The sequence below is a fragment of the Amycolatopsis albidoflavus genome, from assembly GCF_039525725.1.
Lineage (GTDB): Bacteria > Actinomycetota > Actinomycetes > Mycobacteriales > Pseudonocardiaceae > Amycolatopsis > Amycolatopsis albidoflava.
Genome location: NZ_BAAAHV010000009.1, coordinates 425,436 through 447,759, shown reverse-complemented (window position 1 = coordinate 447,759; position 22,324 = coordinate 425,436). Strand labels below are relative to the sequence as shown.

Genomic DNA, 22,324 nt, shown 5'->3' with positions numbered 1-22,324 from the left:
CCTTATCCGTCTCGCTCCCCCGATCGGTGCAGCTCTCCCGCCTGGCACCGCACCTGCCCGGCGAGCTTTCCCCGCTGGGCACCGCTGCCCCGATCGATACCCGCCCACCAGCGTGGTTCCGCCGACACGATCGGGGAACGCACCGCCTGCGAGCCCCGGACCTGGGCTAAGTTCGAAATTGATCCAGCCGGAAGGCTTGCTCACCAGGTCGGCGCACGCCGGTGCCGTGCACTGGGATCACCGTCCCGGCCGCCCGACCGCCCTGGAGCCGCCGGGAGCGCTGCGCACACCGCCCTCCCGGCGGCTCCGGGGCACCTTGGGCCGTTTCGCCCCTGCCCTCCCGGCGACTCCGGGATGCCATGGGCCGCTCCCGCCCTCCCGGCGGCTCCAGGGCACCTTGGGCCGCTTCGCTCCGGACCGCCCGGCGCTGATGTGCACGCCGGTGGCGATTCGTAACACCCGGGCTGATCCAGTTGGAGCCAGGGCCGCCCCATACGCCAGGACGTTCCGACACGCGCAGCTCTCGCCTGGACGGCGACCAACCGTCGCACCACCAGCAGCCATCACACCAGAGCGGCCCTCGCCGCGACCCTGAGGTCTCATCCCTGGGAACCGCGGCCAACGCAGCGCGCGCCCGTCCGGGGACGTTTGGTATTAGCGACTGCAGGCCTGGCAAGCATCCGCTAGAACCCGCTGGCAATCGCCGCGGCCAGCCGCCTCCAGCGAGCTTCCGCGGAAGGAAGGCCTGCCATCGCTCGGAATCCCCGGCTCAAGGCCGCGCCGAGGCATCACCCGTCCGCCGAAACAACCCCCGCCACAGCGCTGCGGCTCGACACGAATCCCAGGCCGCAGAGCCAACTGCTTCCGACCGGCCGCGCAAAGCACCCGCGCCACTGTCCACAAAGGACTCAGGCGGCAGCCGCGCCGAGGTCGGTCAGCACCACCGGGCTCGCCGGGGCTCCCCGGCGGCGGGCGATTCTCACCAGGCCCCGGCGGCGCAGGCGGTCCATCGCCTGCGTTTCCCACAGCGGGACCCGCCCGCCGACCGACCACAGGTAGCATTCCGCGGTCCCGGCGAAACCGTTGCGGACCACCACCAGTCCGCGCCGGACGTCGTCCAGTGCGTGTACGTCCTCCTCGACGAGCACCATGACCGGCTCCCTCCGTCCCCTTCATGGTGAAACGTCCGGGGCCGCCGGCACATCCGGGAATCCACCTCAGGGGTCCCCTGGAGAAATGGGGTCGCCCTCGCCTCGCGGACCTGGCAGGATCGGCCTTGTGCGGCCGCCGGCGATCGCGTGCGACGAGTCCGGTTCGGAGGGCGTGAACCTGATCGGCGCGAACACCGCGGTATTCGCGCACGCCGCCGTCCGGCTGGAACCGGCGGACGCCGCGGAATGTGTTGCGCGGCTGCGGGAACTCATCGGTTCGCCCGCGCTCGAGTACAAAGCCAACCATCTGCTGCGCGCGAAGAACCGCGCCGCGTTGGAGTGGCTGCTCACCGAACCTCTCGCCGATGCCGCCAGCGTCCTGCTCGTCGACAAGGCGCTGTTCCTCGCGGGCAAGATCGTCGATTTGCTCGTCGACCAGACCCCGTACCCGGAATGCCTGCGACGCCGTCCGGACGCTCGCGCCCGTGCCCTCCACCAAGACGGTCCACGCCTCCACGGACCCGGCCGCTGGACAGAATTCCTGCGCTCGTTCACCGGACTGTTGCGTACCTCGAACCGCCGCCTCCCGGCGACCACTCCCGACGAATTCTTCGCCCAGACGGACGTCCTCGGCGATCTGGTCGCGGCCCGCCCGCAACTGACCGCCCTGCGGGACGACCTGCTCGCCAACCCGGGCCTCGTCCCGCCGCTCGACCCGTTGATGCCCGCCCTCGCCGACACGATCGCGTTCTGGCGGCCGGAAAAAGTCATCCACGACGAGCAGCCGTCCCTCACCCCGGCCCGGCTCGCGCAACTGCTCGACCCGGTGCCGCGGTGGCGATTCGCCGACTCGAAGTCCGAACCGCGGGTCCAGATCGCCGATTTCCTGGCCGGGGTCGCCCGGCGGCTGACCGAGGAAACCCTGCACGGCGACGGGGACGCGGAGCTGGTCAAACTGCTGCGGCCGTACGTGCTTCCGGCGTCAGTCTGGATCGGGGATCCGGCGGACTAGCGCGGTCATCACCGCAATGGCACCCGAACGCGGTCGACGGACTTCCGGCTGGCCTGCCGACCCGGGAGAGGCGTTACCAATCCTGAGGGGTCGGCGCCGAGCTCCCGGCTGACTTGCCGATCCAGGAGAGGAATCACCAATCCCACAGGATTGGCGACGAACTCCCGGCAGGCTCGCCGCCCCAGGAGAGGAATCACCAATCCCACAGGGTCGGCACCAAGCTCCCGGCAGGCTTGCCAACCCCGCGGAGGAGTCACCAATCCCGCGGATTGACGACGTGCACTGCGGCTTCCTCAGCCGACGCCGCACCGCCGTCGATGCCGATGTCCGAGGCATACAGCTCGGCCTCGGTGTCGGGGCCGAAGCCGGCGTTGGAGGCGACGAGGCGGCCCGCGCGGAAGTCGCCGACCTCGTCGTCGACCAGTTCGCCGTCGGTGTCGTCAGTGTCGCCGAGGCCGTCGCCGTCGGTCGCGCGGATGTCCGGGAGTTCGCGGGCCAGGCGGCCCGCCCAGCTTTCCCCGGCGGCTTCCTCGGCGGCGGTGGTGCCCCAGTCGCGGGTCGCGAGTGGACGTTCCGGCGGCGAATACCCCTCGTCGTAGGGGTCGCCGTCCTCCAGGGTGTCTTCGGGATCCAGCACGCCGGTGTCGGCGTTGTCTTCGATGTCGTCGTCCACTGCTCCTCCTTCCCGCGTGCCCAGGTTACTGCCGCCCGCTAGCCTGTGCGCTCACGCCGGGTGGAGGAACGATGACTCAGTGGAGCGGTCCCACGCTGATCGCCGTATTCGCCGGATTCGGGCTGGCGTTCGTTTTGGTGGTGCCGTATGTGGCGGTCAGCTATCGCAAACGCGGCGAACTCGGCCTGCTGCGCGCGATCGCCGCGCCGGCGTTCCTCGTGTACTGCTTCGCACTGGTCACCTACACGCTGCTGCCGTTGCCGAACGTCGACGCGGCGTACTGCGCGGCGCACGAATCGCTGCGGCATCCGGTGTGGAATCCACTTCAGTTCCTTGAAGACATGAAGCAGTTCAACACCGGGTTGCTGGATAATCCGGCGCTGCGTCAGGTGTTGTTCAATGTCGCGTTCTTCGTGCCGTGGGGCGTGTTCCTGCGGCGGCTGTTCGGGCGGAGCATCGGGTTCGCGATCGTCAGCGGGTTCTTCGTGTCGCTCGCCATCGAGACGACCCAGCTGACCGGCGTGTGGTTCCTGATGGAGTGCCCGTACCGGCTGTTCGACACCGGCGACCTGCTGTCGAACACCGTCGGAGCGGGGGTCGGCGCGCTGCTCGCGCCCGTGCTGCGCCGGTCTGGACGGCTGCGTCCGGCCGACGAGCCGCGTCCCGTCCTCGCCCGGCGGCGGCTGCTGGGCATGGTGCTCGATCTGATCTCGGTCACGCTGGTGGGCGTCGTGCTGAGCATGATCGCGCTCGTGGTGCAGTACGTCATGAAGGGCACGCTGCAGAACAACACGCTGATCGACGACGTCCTCGGCCGTTGGGTGCCCACCGCGGTTCTGCTGCTGCTCGTGCCGCTGGCGGGCAACGGCGCGACGCCTGGTCAGCGTGCGGTCATGCTGACGGTCGTGCGCGCGGACGGGCGGCCGCCGTCGGTGTTGCAGTCGATCGTCCGGTTCCTGATCGGTTCGGGCGGCTATTTCATTCTGGTCGGCTTGGACTCCGGGTGGACGTCGCTGTGGCTGCTGGCGCATCTGGTGTTCATGATCTTCACCCGGGGACATCGGGGCCTGACCGGGCTGGTGTGCCGGTTGTCCGTCGTCGACACGCGGGCCGCGATCCGGGAGCCGGTTGCCCCGCCAGGGTGATGTCGTTTTTTCGCGAGGTTTCGTGCGCGCGGCGGGGCAGACTGGTCGGCGTGTACGAGGACACTGAACGCTGTATCCGCGCGGTGCAGTCGAAGGACGACCGGTTCGACGGGTGGTTTTTCACCGCGGTGCTGACCACGCGGATCTACTGCCGGCCGAGTTGTCCGGTGGTGCCGCCCAAGGTCGAGAACATGCGCTTCTACCCGAGCGCGGCCGCCGCGCAGGCCGCCGGATTCCGCGCCTGCAAACGCTGCCGGCCCGACGCGTCACCCGGTTCGCCGCTGTGGAACGAACGCGCCGACGTCGTGGCGCGCGCGATGCGCCTGATCGGCGACGGGGTCGTCGACCGGGAAGGCGTGCAGGGCCTCGCCGCGCGGCTGGGGTACAGCGTGCGGCAGATCGAACGCCAGGTGCAGGCCGAACTCGGCGCCGGGCCGCTCGCGCTCGCCCGGGCCCAGCGCGCCGAGACCGCCCGGCTGCTGATCGAAACCACCACGATGCCGATGAGCGATATCGCGCACGCGGCCGGGTTCTCCAGCATCCGGACGTTCAACGAAACCGTGCGGGCCGTCTTCGCCCTGACACCGAGCGAACTGCGTGCGCGCGTACGAGGCGGCAAGCGGACCAAGTCGCCAGGCGTCCTGTCGCTGCGGCTCCCGTTCCGCCGGCCGCTGTGCCCGGACAACCTGTTCGGACACCTGATCGCCACCGCGGTCCCCGGCGTCGAGGAATGGCGCGACGGCGCGTACCGCCGCACGCTGCGACTACCGCACGGCCACGGCGTGGTGTCGCTCCGCCCGGAGCCGGACCACGTCGCGTGCCGCCTGAGCCTCACCGACCTGCGCGACCTGGCCGCCGCGATCAGCCGCTGCCGTTGGCTGCTCGACCTGGACGCCGACCCAGTCGCGGTCGACGAGCAGCTCGCCGCGGACCCGACCCTCGCTCCCCTGATCGCCGCCGCCCCGGGCAGGCGCGTCCCGCGCACGACCGACGCCGCCGAGTTCGCCGTACGAGCCGTCCTCGGCCAACAGGTCTCGACCGCCGCCGCCCGCACCCATGCGGCACGTCTGGTCCTGGCGCACGGCACCCCGATCGAGGACCGGGAGGGCGGCCTGACGCACCTGTTCCCGTCGTCCGAGTCGCTGGCGGACCTGGACCCGGAAACGCTGGCGATGCCGAAGTCCCGCCGCGCGACCCTGCTGGGTCTGGTGTCGGCTCTCGTCTCCGGCGACGTCGACCTGACCGCAGGCGGCGATTGGGTGCACGCCCGCGCGCAACTGGCCGCGCTGCCGGGTTTCGGCCCGTGGACGGTGGAGAGCATCGCCATGCGCGCCCTCGGCGATCCGGATGCCTTCGTCGCGACCGACCTGGGCGTGAAGATCGCCGCCGAAACCCTAGGCCTGCCAACGAGTCCAGCCGCTTTGACCGCACACGCCAGCCGGTGGCAGCCGTGGCGCGCATACGCGGTCCAGCATCTCTGGGCGACCGGCGACCATCCGATCAACCGGATTCCCGCGGTGTCGGCATGACCGTGGTGCACACCGTCATCGACAGCCCCGAAGGCCCGCTGACCCTCATGGCTCGCGACGGCGGCCTGGCCGGCCTGTACATCGGCGACGAACAGTACCGCCCGCCACGCGCCGCCTTCGGCGACCGCGACGACCGCCCGTTCGCCGCGGCGACGCGTCAGCTGAACGAGTACTTCACCGGTGACCGGGTCGAGTTCGACCTTCCGTTAGCTTTCAGTGGAACTCCTTTCCAAGAGACGGTGTGGCGGGCGCTCCTGCGGATCCCGTACGGCGAGACGACGACCTACCGAGAGCTGGCGGAATCGATCGGCCGCCCGACGGCGTCCCGCGCGGTCGGCCTGGCGAACGGCCGGAACCCCATCGGCATCGTGGTGCCGTGCCACCGGGTGCTGGGCAGCGACGGATCACTGACCGGCTACGCGGCTGGGGTGGAGTGCAAGCGGAGGTTGCTGGAGCTGGAGCGGAGTGGGCGGTTGGTTGCGGGGTGAGCGTGGGTTGGCGGCGGATGGGTTGCGGCTCGGGGTGGGTTGGCGGCGGTTGGGTTGCCGCTCGGGATGGGTTGCGGCTCGGGGTGGGTTGGCGGCGGTTGAGTTGAGGCTGAGGGTGGGTTGGCTCGGGCTTGGCTGGCTGGTTCAGGTTGGGCCAGGTGGGTTGGAGTGACGCGGCTTGGGCTGGACGCAGTGGCTCGGGCTGGGCGGGCGGGCTGATTCGGTCTTCGCCGACTGGCTCAGATCAGGCCGACGGATTGAAGTGACCCGGCTTGGGCCGGATGGATCGACTTGGCTCAGGCTGGTTGCGCGGGCTGCGGCAGCTGGCCTGACTCGTTCAGGGCTGGGCAAGGCGGATGAGCTGACCCGGCCGCGAGGGGCCAGCCGGAGAAGACCGACTCGAGTCAATCGGCGCTGCCTCGGGCCAGGTTGGGCGGCTCGACACGGGTTGAGGCTGGCATCTCACCTCGCGCTGCCGCTCGGCTAGCTCCGCTCGGTTCAGCTGAAATGCTGCACCGCCCCTGTCCCGGCCCGTTCCGATTCGCCTCGGCCGCGCCTTCGAATCGACCGCTCGCGCGGTGCGGTTCCGGCTTCCCCAGCCCGCAGGACTCGGGCCGACCTGGAGCGCTGCCCGCGCAGGCTCAGGTGGCCCTGGTTCAGCCGGAGTCGGAACCAGTCGAGGACCAGCCTCAGCTGAACCAGCCGTTCACCGTTCCGAAGTCCAGGGCCCCTGTCACCTCCCCATAAGTCCCCTGCTTCAGCATTTCCGCCGCGGCGTGGTGGGCCAGGGAGTAAGCCGCCTGGGCGATCGACGTTCCCACACTCACCCGGCGCACTCCGGCCGCCGCCAGGTCTGACACCGGGGGTGCTCCTGGTCCGGCCATGGCGCTCACTGGGATCGGCGACGACTTCGCCAGCTCCGCCAAGACTTCGACGTCCGCCAAGCCGGGGACGAAGATGCTGTCCGCTCCGGCATCGGCGTAGACGCGGGCTCGGGTCAGGACATCGTCGAAGCGGCCGGCGGGTTCGCCGATTCCGAAGAGGTACACATCAGTCCGCGCGTTGATCCACAGCTCCGAAAGACCGGCCGTCGCGGCGGCGGCTCGGGCCGCGGTGAAGCGTTCTGCCTGTTCGTCTGGGGTGAAGAGGGTCAGAGTTCCGGCGCGGGAGTCTTCCAGGTTCACGCCTACCGCCCCGGCCTCGACTACGCCGGTCACGGTTTCCGCTACGGCTGAGGGGGCTAGGCCGTAGCCGCCTTCTACGTCGGCCGTCACTGGGACTTCTACGGCTGCGGCGATTTGCGCGACGACTGACAGCATTTCCGCGCGCGAGAGGTGTTGGCCGTCGCCTCTGGCTAGCGCCCAGGAGACGCCGCCGCTGGTGGTGGCGATCGCGGGCGCGCCGGCGCGTTCGATGGCGACCGCGCTGCCCGCGTCCCAGGCGTTCGGCAGCACGAGGACGTCCGACGCGTGCAGTTCGCGGAAGAGCTTTGCCTTGTCTTGCAACGAGTTCACGAGGTTCCTCCCCAGTGGCGAGCCCCGGTCGGGGCAACTGCGGAGGAACGTATCAGCGGGCACCGACAAAAATCGGAGCCAACGACATCAGGGGAGCTCGAAGCCCAGTTCTCGGGCGGCGTCGGCGGGGGTCGGCTGGGTCCAGCGGCGGGCGACTGCCTCGTGGGTGGACAGCGAGCGCAATTCGGCTCGGTCCAGGTACAGGATGCCGTGCAGGTGATCGGTCTCGTGCTGGACGATTCGCGCTGGCCAGCCGGACAATTCCTCGTCCAGGGCGGCACCGGTTTCGTCACTGCCGCGAAGCCGGATCCGCAGGGCTCGCGCGACGACGGCCTGCCAGCCGCGCACGCTGAGGCAGCCTTCGAAGAACGCGGCGGTTTCATCGCCCACTCGGGTGTACGTCGGATTCACCAGCACGCGGAACGGCAACGGGACGATCCCGCGGGTGGCGAGGGTGGATTCGGCGACGCCTGGCCGTTCGCGCGCGCCGTCTTCGACCACCGCGATCCGCACCGACAGGCCGATCTGCGGCGCAGCCAGGCCGACGCCGGGTGCGGCGCGCATGGTCTCCTTCATGCCCTCGATCAACGCCGACAGCATCCCGTCGCTCAGTTCGCCCTCGTACGGGCGGGCGGCGGCGCGCAGCACGGGGTCGCCTGCCTGCACAATCGGCCACGGCAACGGCTGGGCGAGCAGTTTTTCGACCTCTTCCGCGAGCACCGGCGGACCCCTCTCCAAGAGCAACGGGACTGCGGCATGATCGCACCCGCGCGGAGCACGACACTCGACCGGGGATCAGGCAAGCTGGCAGCCGTGGCCTACGACGTGAACGCGATCCGCAAGCACTTCCCCGCGCTCGAGAGCGGCGCTGCCCACTTCGACGGACCTGGCGGTTCCCAAGTCCCGGACGTGGTCGGCGAAGCAGTGTCCTCGACCCTCTGCGCCGCAATCGCGAACCGCGGCACCGTCACAGCGGCGGAGCGCCGCGCGGACGGCGTCGTGCGCGAAGCCCGCCAAGCCGTCGCTGACCTGCTCGGCGCGCGTCCGGAGGGCGTCGTGTTCGGGCGCAGCATGACCCAGGTGACCTACGACTTCTCCCGCACGCTCGCGAAGAACTGGGGTCCGGGCGACGAGGTCGTGGTCACCCGGCTGGACCACGACGCCAACGTCCGGCCGTGGGTGCAGGCCGCCGAAGCACGCGGGGCGACTGTTCGCTGGGCGGACTTCAATCCGGAGACGGGCGAGTTGCCGACGTCCGCGATCACAGAGCTGCTCACTGACCGGACGCGACTGGTCGCGGTCACCGCGGCGTCGAATCTCCTCGGCACCCGTCCGGACATCCCGGCGATCACCGACGCGGTGCGCGAAGCAGGCGCGCTGAGTTATGTGGACGGCGTACACCTGACACCGCACTCGCCGGTCGACATCGCCGCTCTGGGCGCTGACTTCTACGCCTGCTCGCCCTACAAGTTCCTCGGCCCGCACCTCGGTCTTCTCGCCGCCGCGCCCGATCTCCTGGAGACGCTGCAGCCGGACAAGCTGCTGCCTTCGAGCAACGCCGTTCCTGAGCGGTTCGAGCTGGGTACGTTGCCGTACGAACTCCTCGCGGGCACTACGGCGGCTATCGACTTCCTCGCTGGGCTCGTGCCGAGCGAAGGCAGCCGTCGCGAACGTTTGCGTACGTCGCTCACAGCTCTCGAAGCGCATGAAGACGCACTGCTGCAGCGACTGGAGGACGGTCTCGCTGCGCTGCCGCGCGTCGTCCGTTACGGCTCACCGACGCGTCGCCGTACGCCGACAGTGCTGTTCTCGGTCACCGGCTTAACGCCGCAGGCTGTGTACGAGCGACTCGGAGCGCGCGGGATCAACGCGCCTGCTTCGACGTTCTACGCCATCGAGTGCGCGCGGCATCTCGGTCTCGGCGACGCTGGTGCCGTACGCGCTGGCATCGCGCCGTATACGACTGCAGCAGAAGTTGATCTGCTGCTCGCTGCTGTTGCGGAGCTGTGAATGAGCATCGAGACGACTGTCGACGGACAGGTCACCACCGTCACCATCAACCGGCCGGAGAAGCGGAACGCGCTCACGAAGGCGATGTACATCGCCCTCGCCGACGCCTTCGACGCTGTACGTACGCCTATCGCCGTACTGAGCGGAGCTGGCGGTGCGTTCACCGCGGGCAACGACCTCGGTGACTTCCTCGCGCACGAAGCCGGAGACCGCACGAAGACGCCCGCGCGGGTGTTTCAAGAGGCATTGCTCGCGACGCAGGCAGTGGTGGTCGCATCGGTCGACGGTCCGGCTGTCGGCATCGGCGCGACCCTGCTGTTGCACTGCGACCTCGTCTACGCCACCGAGCGCAGCTACCTGCAGTTCCCGTTCGTACCGTTGGGGCTGGTGCCGGAGTTCGGCAGCAGTTATGCGCTGCCGCGCAGAGTCGGTCCACAGCGCGCGGCGGAGCTACTGCTGTTCGGAGAACGACTCCCTGCGGTCGAAGCTGCACAACTCGGGTTGGTCAATGAAGTGCTCCCTGACGCGACAGCGCTCAGCAAGCGCGTCGAAGAACGCGTCGCGACCCTCACCACACGGTCGGTACGCGCGGTGACGGCAACGCGCGCGCTGTTGCACGACCGCACTGACCTGAGCGTCGAAGAACGAATGGAGTCGGAGTCCAAGCACTTCGCCGAACTGCTGCATGACCCGGACACTGTCGCCGCGTTGCGCGCGAAGCTCGACCGGCGTTAGCGACGACGGCGCGTGTCCACTGCCGCGTCGAGAACTGGACCTAGCTCCTCGACGACAGTGTCGAGCGCCGTCACCGCGTGCTCGACGCGCGCCAACACCAAGGCCCCTTCGAGCGCGCTGATCATCAACACTGCCAACGAAGCAGCGCGCGCCGCCGGTACGCCCATCTGCTCCAGCGCGGACACGATGGGCTTCCGCCACTGCACGAAGGCGTCGTTCGCACGCTCGCGCAACGGTTCGCTCGACGCCGCCGTGTCAGTGACGGTGGCTACTAACGGACAGCCGTAGTCGTAGCCGATCTCGACGAACTCCGCGCGCCAGTACTCGACAACCGCAGCGAAGAGCGCGGACGGCGTCGGGTCCGTCAGGGAGGCCATCGCGCGCGTCACGCGGCGCGCGGCGTAACGGCCCGCCCAGTCGATGGCCTCGCCGAACAGCTGTTCCTTACCGCCCGGGAAGTAGTGCTGCAGCGACCCCCGCGGCGCCTCGGCATGCGCTACTACCTCGCGCATTCCGGTGCCGCTCAGGCCTTGCGTACGCAGCAACTGCGCAGCGCTGAAGACCATCCGGTCGCGCGCCGGCCGTTCCGTCATCGAGCGTCTCCTCCGTGACCGTCAGCTCGTACTCGTTCTCGCCGCCGTACCCCGGGACGAAGCGGAACCCGCACGCCCGCAGCAATCCGTCCGCGGCGACGTTGCCCTCCTGCACAGTGGCGTGCAGCGTCCAGCCTCGCCACTGCTCGGCGGCCAGCCGGACCAGGCCGCGGCCGATGCCCTGCCGCTGCCACCCGTCGGCGACGAGCAGCCCCAGTTCGACGCGGCGGTCGTCCTCCGGAACCGCGTTCAGCAGCCCGGCGGGCACGCCGGAAACCTCGGCGACGAGGGCGGTGCCGGCGAGCAGGAATCGCCGGTACCGGGACAGGACCGCCTCCGGGTCGATCGGGCCGCCGAGGGTGAACCGGCGGCTCAGCGATTCCGGCGAGCAGGCGCGGACGAGATCGGCCACGGAACCGGCGGTGGCCGGTCGCACGGCGGTCATGACAGTCGTCATAACCCGAGGGTCGCACACGGCCGCGGCTATGACAAGCGTCATGGGAGATGTCACGCTGCCGACACGGCCCGCGCGGTCCGCGAGCCCCGGTACCGCCGGGCGGCCACCGGTTTCGGGCAAGACGAATTCACTTATCGTATCCGCCATACCCCATCGGCGGTAATTCCACCGATTAATCGGGCGTTGACCACGATGCGTGGTCACTGGGCCTCTTTGGGTGAAAACGGTTCCCGATACCTGCCGGGAACCCGTTTCTTCCTTATATTTTCCTGGACGCTCCGGCATGCGAGCAAAGGAGACACGGCCATGACCCAGTCGCTCGAAGTTCCGACGAAGGAATTCTGTCTCGACTGGACGATGGACGGGGCCAATGGCGGCAGGGTGCACTTCACCCTGTCCGGCCAGGTGAGCCTGTTGGACGGCAAGAGGTTCTACAAGGTCGACGGCGTCCTGTACATCGCGGACGGCAGCGCGTACTGCCGGGAGATCGGGAACCCGCGGCTGCACGTGCGGCGCAACGGCGTCGAGGAGACCGGACGGCAATGGGGCTGGGAGACGATCAGTTCCCGCAAGAGCGCGAACCGGCTCTGCACAATGGACGGTTATTTCGTGCGCACGGGCTACTGGGCGCCCGCCGATCGCAGCATCCAACTAGGAATCGTCGCCGAACACGGGATCACCCGGCGGCGTTCGCACAGCCCGACGGCCACGATTCGACTGGTCGACTGAATGGTTCCCGGATATCGGGAGCACTCCTCGGTTTGTGCTCGGCAATGGCCCGATTCCGGGACGATCACCGGCAAGCAATTTCGCGACAGCTCGGGCGGGCGAACCCGCCCGAGCTGGCCGCGACGGAAACCCGCGGTGGCCTCCGCACGAACATCCGGCGCACGGTCGGCCGGCGGCGCAAGATCGCTTGCCCGCCAACGTGAACCGTGCGAATCAGACGATCCGCCGCCGAATCGTCGACACCGCAACCCATTCCCGGACGCGCGCGGCGAAAGATCAATCCAGGCAACGTGCTCCGGGCCGCCCGAGCCCGCCGGACATTGGCCTGGACCACTCGCCGCGATGGCCCCACCTCCGCTCGTCGTCACCCACATGGGTAAAGCCGCGCCCTGGAGGTAAGCAGAAACACACCGGATCCCCAGGAAAAACGTGAAAAACGTTGTGCGGGACACAGCGCTCGCGCGCGCGGAAGAGGACCATGGGAGCCATGCGGAACAGGACTCGGGCAGGCAGACCACCACACCCTGGCAAACGATTGCTCCGACGGCTCGGCGCCGTGCGCAACCCGCTCGTGCGACGGTCGGACCGGATCGAAGGCGTGTTCGCCGGGATCGTCACGCTGCTGGCGCTCATCGCGATTCCGTTCGCGATGATGATCGGCAGCGCGGACATCACCGCGGAGACCGCCGCTTCGGACGCGCAGCTGCAGTCGCGGCACCAGGTCACCGCCACGGTGCTCACGACGGCCGCGCAACCGGCGGCTTCCGTCGGAGACAGCGCGCCGATCGCCAACACCGCGCGCGTGAACGCGGTCTGGAAGCCGCCGAACAGCGTGCAGCGGACCGGGATCATCACGGTGCCCAGCGCTTCCGCGACCGAGGGTTCGACCACCGACATCTGGCTCGACGACTCCGGCAAGCAGACCACCGCCCCGCTGACGCACGCGGACGCGGTCACCAATGGCGTGCTCGTCGCGGCCTTCTGCTGGCTGTGCGCGGTCGCGGTGCTCGGCGGAGCGTTCTGGGTGGCGCGGCGAGTGCTGGACCACCGGCGTGCGGCGCGGTGGGCTGCCGAGTGGGCCCAGTTCGCTGGGCCGGAAGCGGTTCGCTGAGGTCTTCGGTCACGCGGTGCCCGCGGGAGCGTTCCGCGCGGGCCAGCAAGTCCGCTGACGGATGGCTGCGCTTCGCGAATCCGGACGCCGTTCGCTGACACCGCCGCTGGATGGGTGGCCACGGGGCTGGCGGGAGCATTCCGAGCTGACGGATGGCTGCAGTTCGCGAGGGGCCGGGGTGGCCGCGGTGGCACCGCGCAGGAAGACCTCCGGCGATAGTGCTGTCGGCCGCCGGGCGGGCGCAATCCGCTGACACCTCCGCAGGCCGTGCCCGGGCTCGGCGCTCAACGGGAAGCAGCAAAGCTCACGGGCGCACTTGGCCAGAAGCGCGGTTCGCCGGAGAGCGCCGTGCGGCAAGTCCTCCGGAGCTGGCGGCACCTTCCGCATGAGTTCGACCGTTGAATGGACCCACCCCCTGGCCGTAGCCGTGTTCTGGGCAGTCCCGCGCTGAACGCCGGGCCCGGAGGCAGTCCGCTGACACGGTCGCTGCCTCCGGGCCAGGCTCGGCGGACCGAGCGGGGCGACACCCCCAGCGTCGCCCCGGGCCGGTACTACGCCTTCCGCTCTTGCCCGGATGTGGCGAGTTAGCCACCAGCTATCTCGTCGAGGCACAGTCTTGTGGAGCCCTCCGGCGATTGTCAACTGTGAGCTAATCTGAGATAGTCGCCTTAGCTGAGAGCAATCAGCTGCAACTGGAGGGGCGTAGCAGCATGTCCGAAGACACTCAGCCGGCGGATGCCCGGCCCACCCTGGCCTCCAGACTCGACGACCTCTTCCGCACGGTGCGCCCGCAGGGAAGGCACTGGACGAACGCCGAGGTGGCAGCGGAACTAAAGCGGGCCTCGCCGGAGCTGAAGGCCGGCGCGGTGTACTTGTCTCAGCTGCGCACGGGCAAACGGACCAATCCTTCCCAGGAGCTGCTGGCCGCGCTGGCGAAATTCTTCGGGGTGTCCGTCGCGTACTTCTTCGACGACGAGGTCGCCGGATCCGTCTTGTCCGAGCTGGCCGCGGTGGAGGCGATGCGCCAGGCGGGCGTCCGGGCGGTCGCGATGCGGGCGGCGGGCATGCGCGAGGAAAACCTCCAGGCGATCACCACGATCATGGACCAGTACCGCAAGATGCAGGGGCTGCCCCCGGTCACGGACGAAGCGGCACGGTGACCGGCACCCCGTCCGAAGCCCCGCAGCGGCGCGAGCAGCTGCGGCGGATGCGCGACGAAGGCGCCCGGCGGATCGCCGAACTCGACCTTCCGCCGAAATACGACCTGGCCGCCCTCTGCGCGCGCCTCGGCGAGATCCGCGAACGGCCGATCACCCTCGTGCCGCTCCCGATGCCGGCGTCGCACCCGTGCGGCATGTGGGTGGCCGCGCGGGGCGAGGACCTGATCTTCTTCGACGCCAACACCACCGGGGCGCACCAGGAGCACATCATCTTGCACGAGCTGGGTCACATCATCTGCTGTCATCGCGGGTCGGGTCTGTTGGACGACGAGAGTGCTCGGTCGTTGTTTCCCAATCTGGATCCGGACATTGTTCGGGATATGTTGATGCGTGCTACTTATGATGATGCTCAGGAGCAGGAGGCGGAGATTATCGCGTTTCTGCTTTCGGAGCGGATGGGGGCGCCGGCTAAGCCTGTCGCGGGGGTTCCTGAGGCTGGGGAGAAGCCGTTGGATCGGATTGAGCGGTCGCTTCTTTAGGCGGATCTCGGTCGGCTCGTCGCCTGGCGGCGACATTGCCGTGGTGGTTGCGTGGGGCACCCCGAAGCCTGATTGTGATGACGGTCTGAGGGTGCTTGTCAAGGCTGGAAAGATGCCTTGACAAGCACCCTCAGACCGCATTTGGGCTTCGTATCGGGGTGCGGGGGTGGTGTGGGCGCCTCGATTTTTGGGTGCGTTGGTTGCGGTTTAGGGAGTGGTGGAGCGCAATTTTGCTAGCTCTGCTGCTGTGGATTCTACTGCGTATCTCAATTGATCTTGTCGGTGTTCGCTGGTGATGAAGAAGCGCAATCTGGCTTGTTCCTCTTCCACTGCGGGGTGGAGGATTGGGTCCACTACTACGCCTCGTTCGTACAATGCTGTTGCCAGTCTCAGCGTGGTGTCTGAGCCGCCTGCGACGCACGGCACGATCGGTGTGTCTCCTGCTGAGCCGGTCGGCAGTCCTACTGCCGTGGCTAGTTCCAGGAACAATCTGGAATTGTTTCGCAGGCGCGCCAGTCTTTCCGGCTCCTGTTGCAGAATCCTCAGTGCTGCCAGGGAAGCTGCGGCGTTGGCTGGGGTTATTCCTACGCTGTAGACAAAACCTGGCAGGGAATACCGCAGCCAGCGCACCGTCTTCGCCGACCCGGCCAGGTAGCCTCCGCAACCGGCCAGTGACTTTGACAGGGTTCCCATCCAAAGATCTACGCCGGCGCGATCAACCGCGAAATGGTCGCCGACTCCGGCTCCTCGTGGGCCCATTGTGCCGATGCTGTGCGCTTCGTCGACCATCAGCAACGCTCCATAGCGTCGCTTCAGGTCAATCAGCGCAGGCAAATCAGCGACATCGCCGTCCATGCTGTACACGCCTTCGACGACGATCAACACCCGGCGGAACCGCGACCGGGATCGACGCAGCACGTCCTCCAGTCGTGCTGTGTCGTTGTGCGGGAACGGTTGCCGGGTAGCGCCGGACAGGGCGCAGCCTTGCAGGATGCTGTCGTGCGCCAGCGAATCGTGCACGATGAGGTCACCCGGGCCGACCAGGTGGCCGATTGCGCCGACATTCGTCGCGTGTCCGCTCACCAGGACGAGGCTGTCCTCAACGCCTAGGAACGCCGCGAGCTCCGTCTCCAAGTCACGGGACAAGTCGCGGTCCCCAGCCAGCAATCGGCTGCCGGACACCGAAGTCCCGTACCGCTCGACAGCTTCGTGCACCGCCGCGGTTACCGCTGGGTGCCCGGCCAGGCCTAGATAGTTGTAGCTGGAGAAGGACAAATACTCGCGGCCGGACACCGAGGTGGTGGCATCCATTCGTCCCTGATGCTTGCGGAAGTACGGATTCGGCACCCCAAGGTCATCAAACTCCTTCAGGCGCGCCTCGATCGCCGCTGCCTCCGGGAAGCCTTCGATCGCCGCACTCGCCGGATCCCACGACGGGGCCGGAGTGTCCGGTACCGGAGCGGCGGGCACCAAAGCCGTCGCGGGAGCTAGCAAACCGGCCACCGCGCCTACCGTCAGCGCACCCGACTGCTCGACCTCCAGCGTCAGGCCGGGGAACCGCTTGCGGAGCCGGCCTTCCAGCTCAGTGAGCATCAGGGAGTCGAACCCGAGGTCGTCCACCAGCAACTGCCCGGCATACAACTCGCTGACCGGGAACGCCGTCGTCCGCGCGACTTCTTCAAGGACCACAGCCAGCACGTCCCGCGCGGACGTCGTCTCCTCCGCCTCCTCGACCGGCGTCGCGGCAGCGCCGAGCGGCTCCAGCGTCTGAGCCTTGGCGAGCTTTGCGTCGTCGACGACCCAGTGCCGTCGCGGGCTAAGCGGGCTTGGCGGCAGCGTGCAACGAGGGAGGCCGTCCGCGACCGGTCTCAGTCCGACCCCGGTCACCGCGCGCGGAGCCAGCTCAGCCGGTACGCCGTCCTCGACTGGCTCCTCCCCCGGTGACACGACGCCAGCGAACACACCGGGCACCAGCTCGCCGGCCTGTCCGGATTCGAGAGCGACCGACGCGGCGGTGAGCTTCGTGACCGCGTCCGCCACATCCTCCGCGGCCACTGCGAGCCGCTCCGGGAAGAGCGTCCGGCGGGCGAGCGTGCCTGCGACGGCGGCCAGCGGCGGGTGCTCGCTGCCGAGCGTTTCGGCCACCTCCCGGGCGTGCCGAGCCAGCCCGGCGCGATCCCGTGCGGTGAGCAGCAGCAGGCGCGGCGTCTCGGCGGACGGGGCTTCCTGCGCCGCCTCCTCGACGACCACGTGCACGTTCGAGCCGCCGAAGCCGAACGCGCTCACTCCGGCCCGGCGCGGTCCGTCGCTGTCCCACGGCGTGACCTGGCCTGCCACCTGGAGCCCGGCCTCCCGCAGCGGCAGATGATCCGCCTGCTCGAAATCCGGCTGCGGCAGAATCTGTCCCTTGTGGACGGACAAAATGGACTTGATCAGCCCGGCGATCCCCGCGGTGCCAAGGGAATGCCCGACCACCGACTTCGCCGCACCGAGATACGCCGGCTCGTCGGCACCCCGGCGCAGCTCCGTCAGCGCACTGATCTCCACGTCGTCGCCGACCGCGGTCGCGGTGCCGTGCGCCTCCAGGAAGCCGACCGACGCCGGGTCGATCCCCGCGTCCGCGTAGGCCCGCCGCAACGCCCGCAGCTGCCCGGATTCCTGCGGCATCATGCCGCCCTTGACCGTGCCGTCATTGGACAATCCGACGCCGCGGATCACCGCGTACACCCGGTCCCCCGCCGCCCGCGCGTCCGCGAGCCGGCGCAGCACCAGGACGCCCGCCCCCTCGCCGAGCACGAATCCGTCGGCCCGGCGGTCGAACGGACGGCATTCGCCGGTACGCGAGATCGCGCCGATCCGGCACAGGCCCACGAACAGATCCGGGGCCAAGACCAGCTGTGCGCCGCCGGCGACGGCGATCCGGCATCTGCCCGCCCGCAGCGCGAACACCGCGTTCGCCACCGCGGTCAGCCCGCCGGAGCAGGCCGAGTCGAGCGCGTAGCTCTCGCCGTGCAGGTCGAAGACGTTGCTGATCGAACTCGGCCCCATGTTGAGCAGCAGCCCGGCCATCGCGGTGGCGTGCAGGCCGCTGACCGCGGACGCCGCCTCGGCCATCGCCGGATCGCCCGCCCGGCCGAACTCGCCGCCGATCAATTGCTTCAGCCGCAGATGCAGCGTGCTCATATCGCGGTAACCGCTGTCGCTGAGCGACATGATCACCGAGGTGTCGTCGCGGTCGAAGCCCTCCGCCTCCCATCCCGCGTCCTGCAGTGCTTCGCGGGTCAGATCGACCAGCAGCCGGTGCTGCGGGTCGAGTGATTTGGCCCGCCGCGGCGGGATCTTGTAGTGCCCCGCGTCGAAGTCGCCGACGTCCTCCAGCAGCGCCATGCGGTCGGAGTAGACCGCGCCGCTGTCCCGGAAATCGTCGTTGTAGAACGCTTCGCGCCGCCACCGCGAATCCGGCACGCGCCGAAACTGCGGTTTGGGCTCGCTCAGCAGATCCCAGTACTCGTTGACGTTGCGCGCTCCCGGAAAACGGCATCCCATTCCGACAACGGCGATGTCCTGGCTATTTTCGGATTCTTCCCACCCAGATGCAACAGACCCCATGGCATGACTTCCTCGTGCCGATTCCCACCCAGTCGACACCGAGATTGCCCGTTCTTACCCGGTTTTTCAAGGGCATTGGGCAATCTGCGGAGGAATGCACAGACAACTCAACTCACGGTAGCCGAGCGATCACGCCACCAGGCCACGGTCCTGGCGAATTGATCTTTCTCCGCCGTCGGCGCGATATCGAAGAATTCCTGTGCCGCTTGGGAATCGAGGACGAACGGAAGATCGAACTGGTAGCGGACCTCGCGCAGCTCGCGCAACATCGGCGAAACAAGCGCGCCCGCGTTCAGTAACATCGGGGAAAGGCGTTGCACAGCCACCGGAGCCACTCCGGCCGCCTCGCACAACAGCGCCACCATCACCCGGGCGGACCGCGGCGGACCAGTCGGCACGTGCCATGCCTTGCCCCACGCCTTTTCTTCCCGCGCGGCCGCGACCAGCGTGCGCGCGACATCGGAAATGTACGTCCAACTGTGCGGCGCGTCCGGATCGCCGAACACCTGCACCTTCTGCCGTCGCAGCACGTTCGGCACCACCCGGGCGGCGAGATGGCCGCCGTCGGTCACTCCGGGACCGAAGAAATCGGAGGCGCGCACCTCGACCATGCGCAGCCGGCCCTCGTCGTGCATCGCGTGCAGTTGTTCGGACAGCAAAGCCCGGATCCGGCCCTTGGTTCCGGTGGCCGCGAGCGGCAGATTCTCAGTGAGCGGACCGTCGACCGGGCCGTAGCCGTACAAATTCCCCAGCGACACCACCAGCGCGTCGTTCGCTTCGGCCGCGGCGCAGATCGAAGCCTGCAGCGGCGGCCAATCGGTCGCCCACCGAGGATAAGGTGGGGCCGCGCAGCTGTAGATCGCTGTCGCGCCCTTGGTTGCTTCGGCGAGCGCGGCCTGGTCGGCAGCGTCGAGCGCGACGTGCTCCAGCCTCGGTTCGTTCTCTCGGGGCGAACGGGAGATCATCCGTACTCGCTCGCCTTGCTCAGCCAGCAAAGCCGCGGTGGCCGCGCCCGCCGGTCCGTTCCCGATCACCACCTGAAGACTCATGGCGACACCCTAGCCACCAGCGCATCCCGTTGCGGCCGTTCACGAACCGGCCGCCCGACGTTCACCGGAGCGTCTCGCCGGACGGGTCTCGCCCACGCCGCCGACACCGGGGATCCACCCGGAATTCGCCCAGGCCAGAACCCGTTTTCCGGCCCTAGTTCAGCACGTTGCGGTGGTGTATGGTCGCCGATCGTGAACAATTCCGCCGAGGTCGCCGCGCACACCGTTCCGCCCACCGGGCACTGACCGCATTCCGGGGGCGCGAGTGAACACCCTGAAGATCATTCTGTTCTCCTTGTCGGCGGTCTCCTCGTACGCGGCCTTGCTGTACAAGCTTTTCTCGATGCGCCGCTCGTGGCGCGACCCGGCCTACATCGTGCTGATGACGACGCTGATCCTGCAGTGCGTCACGTTCACCCTCGGCGCGCTCTCGCTCAGCATCGGCTCGCTGTTCGGGATCCCGAATCTGGCGATCCTGATCTTGCACCTGGCCGCGGTCGCGTACTGCATCAGCGCGCAGCTCCTCCTGATGCTGTGGGCGAATCCGCCGTCGGAGATCCGCGCCCAGATCCGCGCGTGGATCGTTTCCGGCGCGGTGCTGTTCGTGGTGCTGACCGTGCTGTTCTCCATCGGCAACAAGCCGGGCACGCCGGGCACCGCGTTCGCCGTGGGCAGCAAGGACCCGGTGATCCTCACCTATCTGCTGCTGTTCATCATTTCGCAGGCAGTGCCGTGCGTGACGATCTACCTGCAGTGCCTGCCGTACGCGCGAAGCACGTCGAGGGTGTGGCTGCGCCGGACGTTGCGGACGCTCGCGGTCGGTGCGGTGATCCTGTTCCTCTACTGCGCCACGCGCGCAGTGAACATCGTGAGCCCGGCGCTCGGCTGGCATCTCGGCACGTGGGCGATCGCGCCGTCGGTGTTCAGCGCGCTGGGCATCGTGATCGTGTCGTTCGGGCTGACCATGCCGTCGTGGGGCGAGCACGTGTCGTCGGTCGCGCGGTGGCAGCGCAATTACCGTTCTTATCGCGCGCTCTACCCGCTGTGGCATTCGCTGTACGAATCCTCGCCGGGCATCGCGCTGGAACCGCCGGCCGAGGGGGACACCGATCGGCGCTGGTCCGACTTGCACTACCGGCTGCATCGCCGGGTGATCGAGATCCGCGACGGCTGGCGCGCGCTGCGGCCGTACATGGACCGCGCCGACACCCCGAACGGCGACCAGGCGATGGCCGAGGCGCGCAAGATCCGCCAGGCGCTGGAGGCCAAGACCTCCGGCGTGACCCCGGCGGAAAATCAGGACAGCGGCGCGTTCGACGACCACGACGCGAAGACGTTCGCCGCCGAAGTCGCCTGGCTGACCCAGGTTTCGGAGGCTTACGCCAAGCTCGCCTGAGCCGGAGCCTGCGACTGAGGCTGGTCGCCAAGCAGCGTCTCGCCCTTCGTCAGCCACGCGAAACCGAACGCGAACACCGCGAGCGACTCCAGCCAGAGCGTCGGATGCAGGTCCGCGGTGGCGGCGCTGAAGAACAAGCCGTTGAGGACGATCAGCACCAGGCACGCGAGCATCACGATGCCGCACGTTCGGTAGACGGCGTTGCGCGAGCGTTTGCGCTTCGTCGGCGCGCCGTCGTCCCGGGTGAACAGGAAGAGGCAGAAGAACGCGAGGGTGAGGAAGAAGATCGCGGCGAACACGAGGTGCGCGACGCCGATCGCGTGCTGGGTGGGCGTCGGCGAGACCGGCTGGGTCGGGAACAGCGCGACGCCGATGCCGGCGATCGCCGCGACGTTCGCCGCGATGTCGTCGAGGCGGCCGTAGCCGCGGTAGGCGATCAGGAAGACGCCGATCGCGCACAAGGTGCCGACGAAGACGTTCCGGAGATCGCTGTAGTAATAGCCGCTGAGCGAGCCGAGCAGGCCGCCGCCTTCCAGCAGCTCCTTCCCGACGATCACGACGATCGGCAGCAGGATCCCGAGCACTCCGATGGCGCGGCGCAGGAACAGGTACGAGCGCACGAATGCGGTCATGGCACGGCCTCCCCGAGAGTCGTGCACTCTTTGTACCTGTTCCGTCACCGAACCACCCGGCAAACGGGAAAGGCCACCGGTTCAGCCCAGCAGATCGTCCAGGTCGGCCAGCAATTTCGCCTTCGGCCGGGCGCCGACGAACGACGCCACCGGGGCTCCGTCGCGGAACAACATCAGCGTCGGCAGCGCCATCACCTGGTAGGCCCGCATGGTTTCGGGGTTTTCGTCGGTATTGAGCTCGCGGTCAGGCCGGGGCGTTCCGCGGAGATCTCGGCGAGCACCGGCGCGATCATCCGGCACGGCGGGCACCAGTCGGCGGTGAAGTCGACCAGGACGGGCTGGCCGTGCTCCAGGACGTCGGCGGCGAAGGTGGCGTCGGTGGTCATCAGGACTCCTCGGATTCAGCGGTGCAGGGGTCAGCCGGGCGCGTGGCGGCAGCGGCGAGCTTGTCGAGCAGGGCGGAGCGGACCGCGGCGAGGTCGCGCATGCAGGCCTCGACCTCGTCCAGCTTCCGCCGGTACACCTCGACCGACGCCGGGCACGCGTCGCCCGCGTCGTGTCCGGTGCGGAGGCAGTCGACGAACGGGCGGGTGTCGTCGAGGCTGAACCCGACCGTGCGCAGGGTCTGGATTTCGGCGACCAGCCGCAGGTCGTCCTCGTCGTACTCTCGATAGCCGTTCGCCGCGCGCGCCGCCGGGAGCAGGCCCTGTGCCTCGTAGAAGCGCAGGGCCCGAGTGGTGGTCCCGGCCCGCTGTGCCAGTTCGCCGATCCGCATGTCTTCGACGCTAAACC

General features: G+C 68.7%; 21 protein-coding genes and 1 pseudogene. 11 read left to right on the top strand and 11 right to left on the bottom strand.

The genetic code is table 11. From position 1 onward, the window contains the following. Window positions 1–908: 908 nt before the first annotated feature. A complete protein-coding gene (locus tag ABD156_RS14115) occupies window positions 909–1,151 on the bottom strand; it encodes a hypothetical protein (protein WP_344271946.1) in 243 nt (80 codons plus the stop codon). Between the two features lie 127 nt (window positions 1,152–1,278). On the opposite strand from ABD156_RS14115, the gene ABD156_RS14110 reads away from it, so the two are divergent. Further along, window positions 1,279–2,163, top strand: coding sequence for a DUF3800 domain-containing protein (locus ABD156_RS14110; RefSeq protein WP_344271943.1), 885 nt, complete (start codon window positions 1,279–1,281; stop codon window positions 2,161–2,163). A gap of 253 nt (window positions 2,164–2,416) precedes the next feature. Here ABD156_RS14110 and ABD156_RS14105 read toward each other — a convergent pair whose 3' ends face one another. Then, entirely contained in the window at window positions 2,417–2,836 is a 420-nt protein-coding gene (locus tag ABD156_RS14105) for a DUF5709 domain-containing protein (protein WP_344271940.1), read from the bottom strand. A gap of 71 nt (window positions 2,837–2,907) precedes the next feature. Here ABD156_RS14105 and ABD156_RS14100 point away from each other — a divergent pair, with 71 nt between their 5' ends. From ABD156_RS14100 to ABD156_RS14090, 3 genes are read left to right on the top strand one after another with little or no spacing between them, the layout of a single operon-like run. Beyond that, the gene (locus tag ABD156_RS14100; protein WP_344271937.1) at window positions 2,908–3,981 is read left to right on the top strand and encodes a VanZ family protein; all 1,074 of its coding nucleotides are present in this window, start codon (window positions 2,908–2,910) and stop codon (window positions 3,979–3,981) included. Window positions 3,982–4,031: 50 nt separating this feature from the next. Then, on the top strand, window positions 4,032–5,510 hold the full coding sequence (locus tag ABD156_RS14095; RefSeq protein ID WP_344271934.1) for an AlkA N-terminal domain-containing protein: 1,479 nt from the start codon (window positions 4,032–4,034) through the stop codon (window positions 5,508–5,510). Beyond that, entirely contained in the window at window positions 5,507–5,998 is a 492-nt protein-coding gene (locus tag ABD156_RS14090; protein ID WP_344271931.1) for a methylated-DNA--[protein]-cysteine S-methyltransferase, read from the top strand. Before ABD156_RS14095 ends, ABD156_RS14090 begins: the two co-directional genes overlap by 4 nt. Window positions 5,999–6,687: 689 nt before the next feature. Here ABD156_RS14090 and ABD156_RS14085 read toward each other — a convergent pair. Both ABD156_RS14085 and ABD156_RS14080 read right to left on the bottom strand, forming a co-directional pair. Then, window positions 6,688–7,512: an isocitrate lyase/PEP mutase family protein gene (locus ABD156_RS14085; RefSeq protein WP_344271928.1), complete on the bottom strand. Its 825-nt coding sequence runs from the start codon at window positions 7,510–7,512 to the stop codon at window positions 6,688–6,690. A gap of 87 nt (window positions 7,513–7,599) precedes the next feature. Next, complete coding sequence (locus tag ABD156_RS14080; protein ID WP_344271925.1) at window positions 7,600–8,232, bottom strand: peptide deformylase; 633 nt, start codon at window positions 8,230–8,232, stop codon at window positions 7,600–7,602. A gap of 93 nt (window positions 8,233–8,325) precedes the next feature. Here ABD156_RS14080 and ABD156_RS14075 point away from each other — a divergent pair, with 93 nt between their 5' ends. Next, the gene (locus tag ABD156_RS14075; RefSeq protein WP_344272345.1) at window positions 8,326–9,522 is read left to right on the top strand and encodes a cysteine desulfurase-like protein; all 1,197 of its coding nucleotides are present in this window, start codon (window positions 8,326–8,328) and stop codon (window positions 9,520–9,522) included. Further along, entirely contained in the window at window positions 9,523–10,257 is a 735-nt protein-coding gene (locus ABD156_RS14070; RefSeq protein WP_344271922.1) for an enoyl-CoA hydratase-related protein, read from the top strand. Here ABD156_RS14070 and ABD156_RS14065 read toward each other — a convergent pair. Next, window positions 10,254–10,802, bottom strand: a complete 549-nt coding sequence (locus ABD156_RS14065) for a TetR/AcrR family transcriptional regulator (protein ID WP_452039184.1) — start codon at window positions 10,800–10,802, stop codon at window positions 10,254–10,256. The two genes, ABD156_RS14070 and ABD156_RS14065, sit on opposite strands and share 4 nt — an antisense overlap. Continuing rightward, the gene (locus ABD156_RS14060) at window positions 10,702–11,295 is read right to left on the bottom strand and encodes a GNAT family N-acetyltransferase (RefSeq protein WP_344271919.1); all 594 of its coding nucleotides are present in this window, start codon (window positions 11,293–11,295) and stop codon (window positions 10,702–10,704) included. Before ABD156_RS14060 ends, ABD156_RS14065 begins: the two co-directional genes overlap by 101 nt. A 318-nt stretch (window positions 11,296–11,613) precedes the next feature. Here ABD156_RS14060 and ABD156_RS14055 point away from each other — a divergent pair, with 318 nt between their 5' ends. The 4 genes from ABD156_RS14055 to ABD156_RS14040 all read left to right on the top strand — a co-directional run bounded on the left by ABD156_RS14055 (window position 11,614) and on the right by ABD156_RS14040 (window position 14,846). Next, the gene (locus ABD156_RS14055) at window positions 11,614–12,036 is read left to right on the top strand and encodes a hypothetical protein (protein WP_344271917.1); all 423 of its coding nucleotides are present in this window, start codon (window positions 11,614–11,616) and stop codon (window positions 12,034–12,036) included. Window positions 12,037–12,592: 556 nt separating this feature from the next. Next, entirely contained in the window at window positions 12,593–13,147 is a 555-nt protein-coding gene (locus ABD156_RS14050) for an Rv1733c family protein (RefSeq protein ID WP_344271914.1), read from the top strand. A gap of 710 nt (window positions 13,148–13,857) precedes the next feature. Beyond that, window positions 13,858–14,307, top strand: coding sequence for a helix-turn-helix domain-containing protein (locus ABD156_RS14045; RefSeq protein ID WP_344271911.1), 450 nt, complete (start codon window positions 13,858–13,860; stop codon window positions 14,305–14,307). Further along, window positions 14,304–14,846: a toxin gene (locus ABD156_RS14040; protein WP_344271907.1), complete on the top strand. Its 543-nt coding sequence runs from the start codon at window positions 14,304–14,306 to the stop codon at window positions 14,844–14,846. Before ABD156_RS14045 ends, ABD156_RS14040 begins: the two co-directional genes overlap by 4 nt. A 207-nt stretch (window positions 14,847–15,053) precedes the next feature. On the opposite strand, the gene ABD156_RS14035 is transcribed toward ABD156_RS14040, so the two are convergent. Both ABD156_RS14035 and ABD156_RS14030 read right to left on the bottom strand, forming a co-directional pair. After that, window positions 15,054–18,455 (bottom strand): aminotransferase class I/II-fold pyridoxal phosphate-dependent enzyme, encoded by a 3,402-nt coding sequence (locus ABD156_RS14035; RefSeq protein WP_344271904.1) that lies wholly within the window; start codon window positions 18,453–18,455, stop codon window positions 15,054–15,056. 107 nt (window positions 18,456–18,562) lie between these two features. Next, the gene (locus ABD156_RS14030; RefSeq protein ID WP_344271901.1) at window positions 18,563–19,504 is read right to left on the bottom strand and encodes an NAD-dependent epimerase/dehydratase family protein; all 942 of its coding nucleotides are present in this window, start codon (window positions 19,502–19,504) and stop codon (window positions 18,563–18,565) included. A 265-nt stretch (window positions 19,505–19,769) separates the two neighbouring features. Between ABD156_RS14030 and ABD156_RS14025 the strand changes: the two genes are divergently transcribed. Then, on the top strand, window positions 19,770–20,900 hold the full coding sequence (locus ABD156_RS14025) for an MAB_1171c family putative transporter (protein ID WP_344271898.1): 1,131 nt from the start codon (window positions 19,770–19,772) through the stop codon (window positions 20,898–20,900). Here ABD156_RS14025 and ABD156_RS14020 read toward each other — a convergent pair. The 3 genes and pseudogenes from ABD156_RS14020 to ABD156_RS14010 form a co-directional block, all read right to left on the bottom strand. Beyond that, window positions 20,882–21,532 (bottom strand): DUF998 domain-containing protein, encoded by a 651-nt coding sequence (locus tag ABD156_RS14020; RefSeq protein ID WP_344271895.1) that lies wholly within the window; start codon window positions 21,530–21,532, stop codon window positions 20,882–20,884. The genes ABD156_RS14025 and ABD156_RS14020 overlap by 19 nt on opposite strands. Before the next feature lie 81 nt (window positions 21,533–21,613). Continuing rightward, a pseudogene (locus ABD156_RS14015) lies at window positions 21,614–21,918 on the bottom strand (thioredoxin family protein). Beyond that, entirely contained in the window at window positions 21,918–22,307 is a 390-nt protein-coding gene (locus ABD156_RS14010) for a MerR family transcriptional regulator (protein ID WP_344271892.1), read from the bottom strand. Before ABD156_RS14010 ends, ABD156_RS14015 begins: the two are co-directional and overlap by 1 nt. Between the last annotated feature and the right edge of the window lie 17 nt (window positions 22,308–22,324).

Coding starts and splice junctions, on each gene's coding strand:
- ABD156_RS14115 (WP_344271946.1), bottom strand. CDS start 1,151: ATGGTGCTCGTCGAGGAGGACGTACACGCACTGGACGACGTCCGGCGC.
- ABD156_RS14045 (WP_344271911.1), top strand. CDS start 13,858: ATGTCCGAAGACACTCAGCCGGCGGATGCCCGGCCCACCCTGGCCTCC.
- ABD156_RS14070 (WP_344271922.1), top strand. CDS start 9,523: ATGAGCATCGAGACGACTGTCGACGGACAGGTCACCACCGTCACCATC.
- ABD156_RS14035 (WP_344271904.1), bottom strand. CDS start 18,455: ATGGGGTCTGTTGCATCTGGGTGGGAAGAATCCGAAAATAGCCAGGAC.
- ABD156_RS14090 (WP_344271931.1), top strand. CDS start 5,507: ATGACCGTGGTGCACACCGTCATCGACAGCCCCGAAGGCCCGCTGACC.
- ABD156_RS14100 (WP_344271937.1), top strand. CDS start 2,908: ATGACTCAGTGGAGCGGTCCCACGCTGATCGCCGTATTCGCCGGATTC.
- ABD156_RS14055 (WP_344271917.1), top strand. CDS start 11,614: ATGACCCAGTCGCTCGAAGTTCCGACGAAGGAATTCTGTCTCGACTGG.
- ABD156_RS14060 (WP_344271919.1), bottom strand. CDS start 11,295: ATGACCGCCGTGCGACCGGCCACCGCCGGTTCCGTGGCCGATCTCGTC.
- ABD156_RS14010 (WP_344271892.1), bottom strand. CDS start 22,307: ATGCGGATCGGCGAACTGGCACAGCGGGCCGGGACCACCACTCGGGCC.
- ABD156_RS14030 (WP_344271901.1), bottom strand. CDS start 19,504: ATGAGTCTTCAGGTGGTGATCGGGAACGGACCGGCGGGCGCGGCCACC.
- ABD156_RS14020 (WP_344271895.1), bottom strand. CDS start 21,532: ATGACCGCATTCGTGCGCTCGTACCTGTTCCTGCGCCGCGCCATCGGA.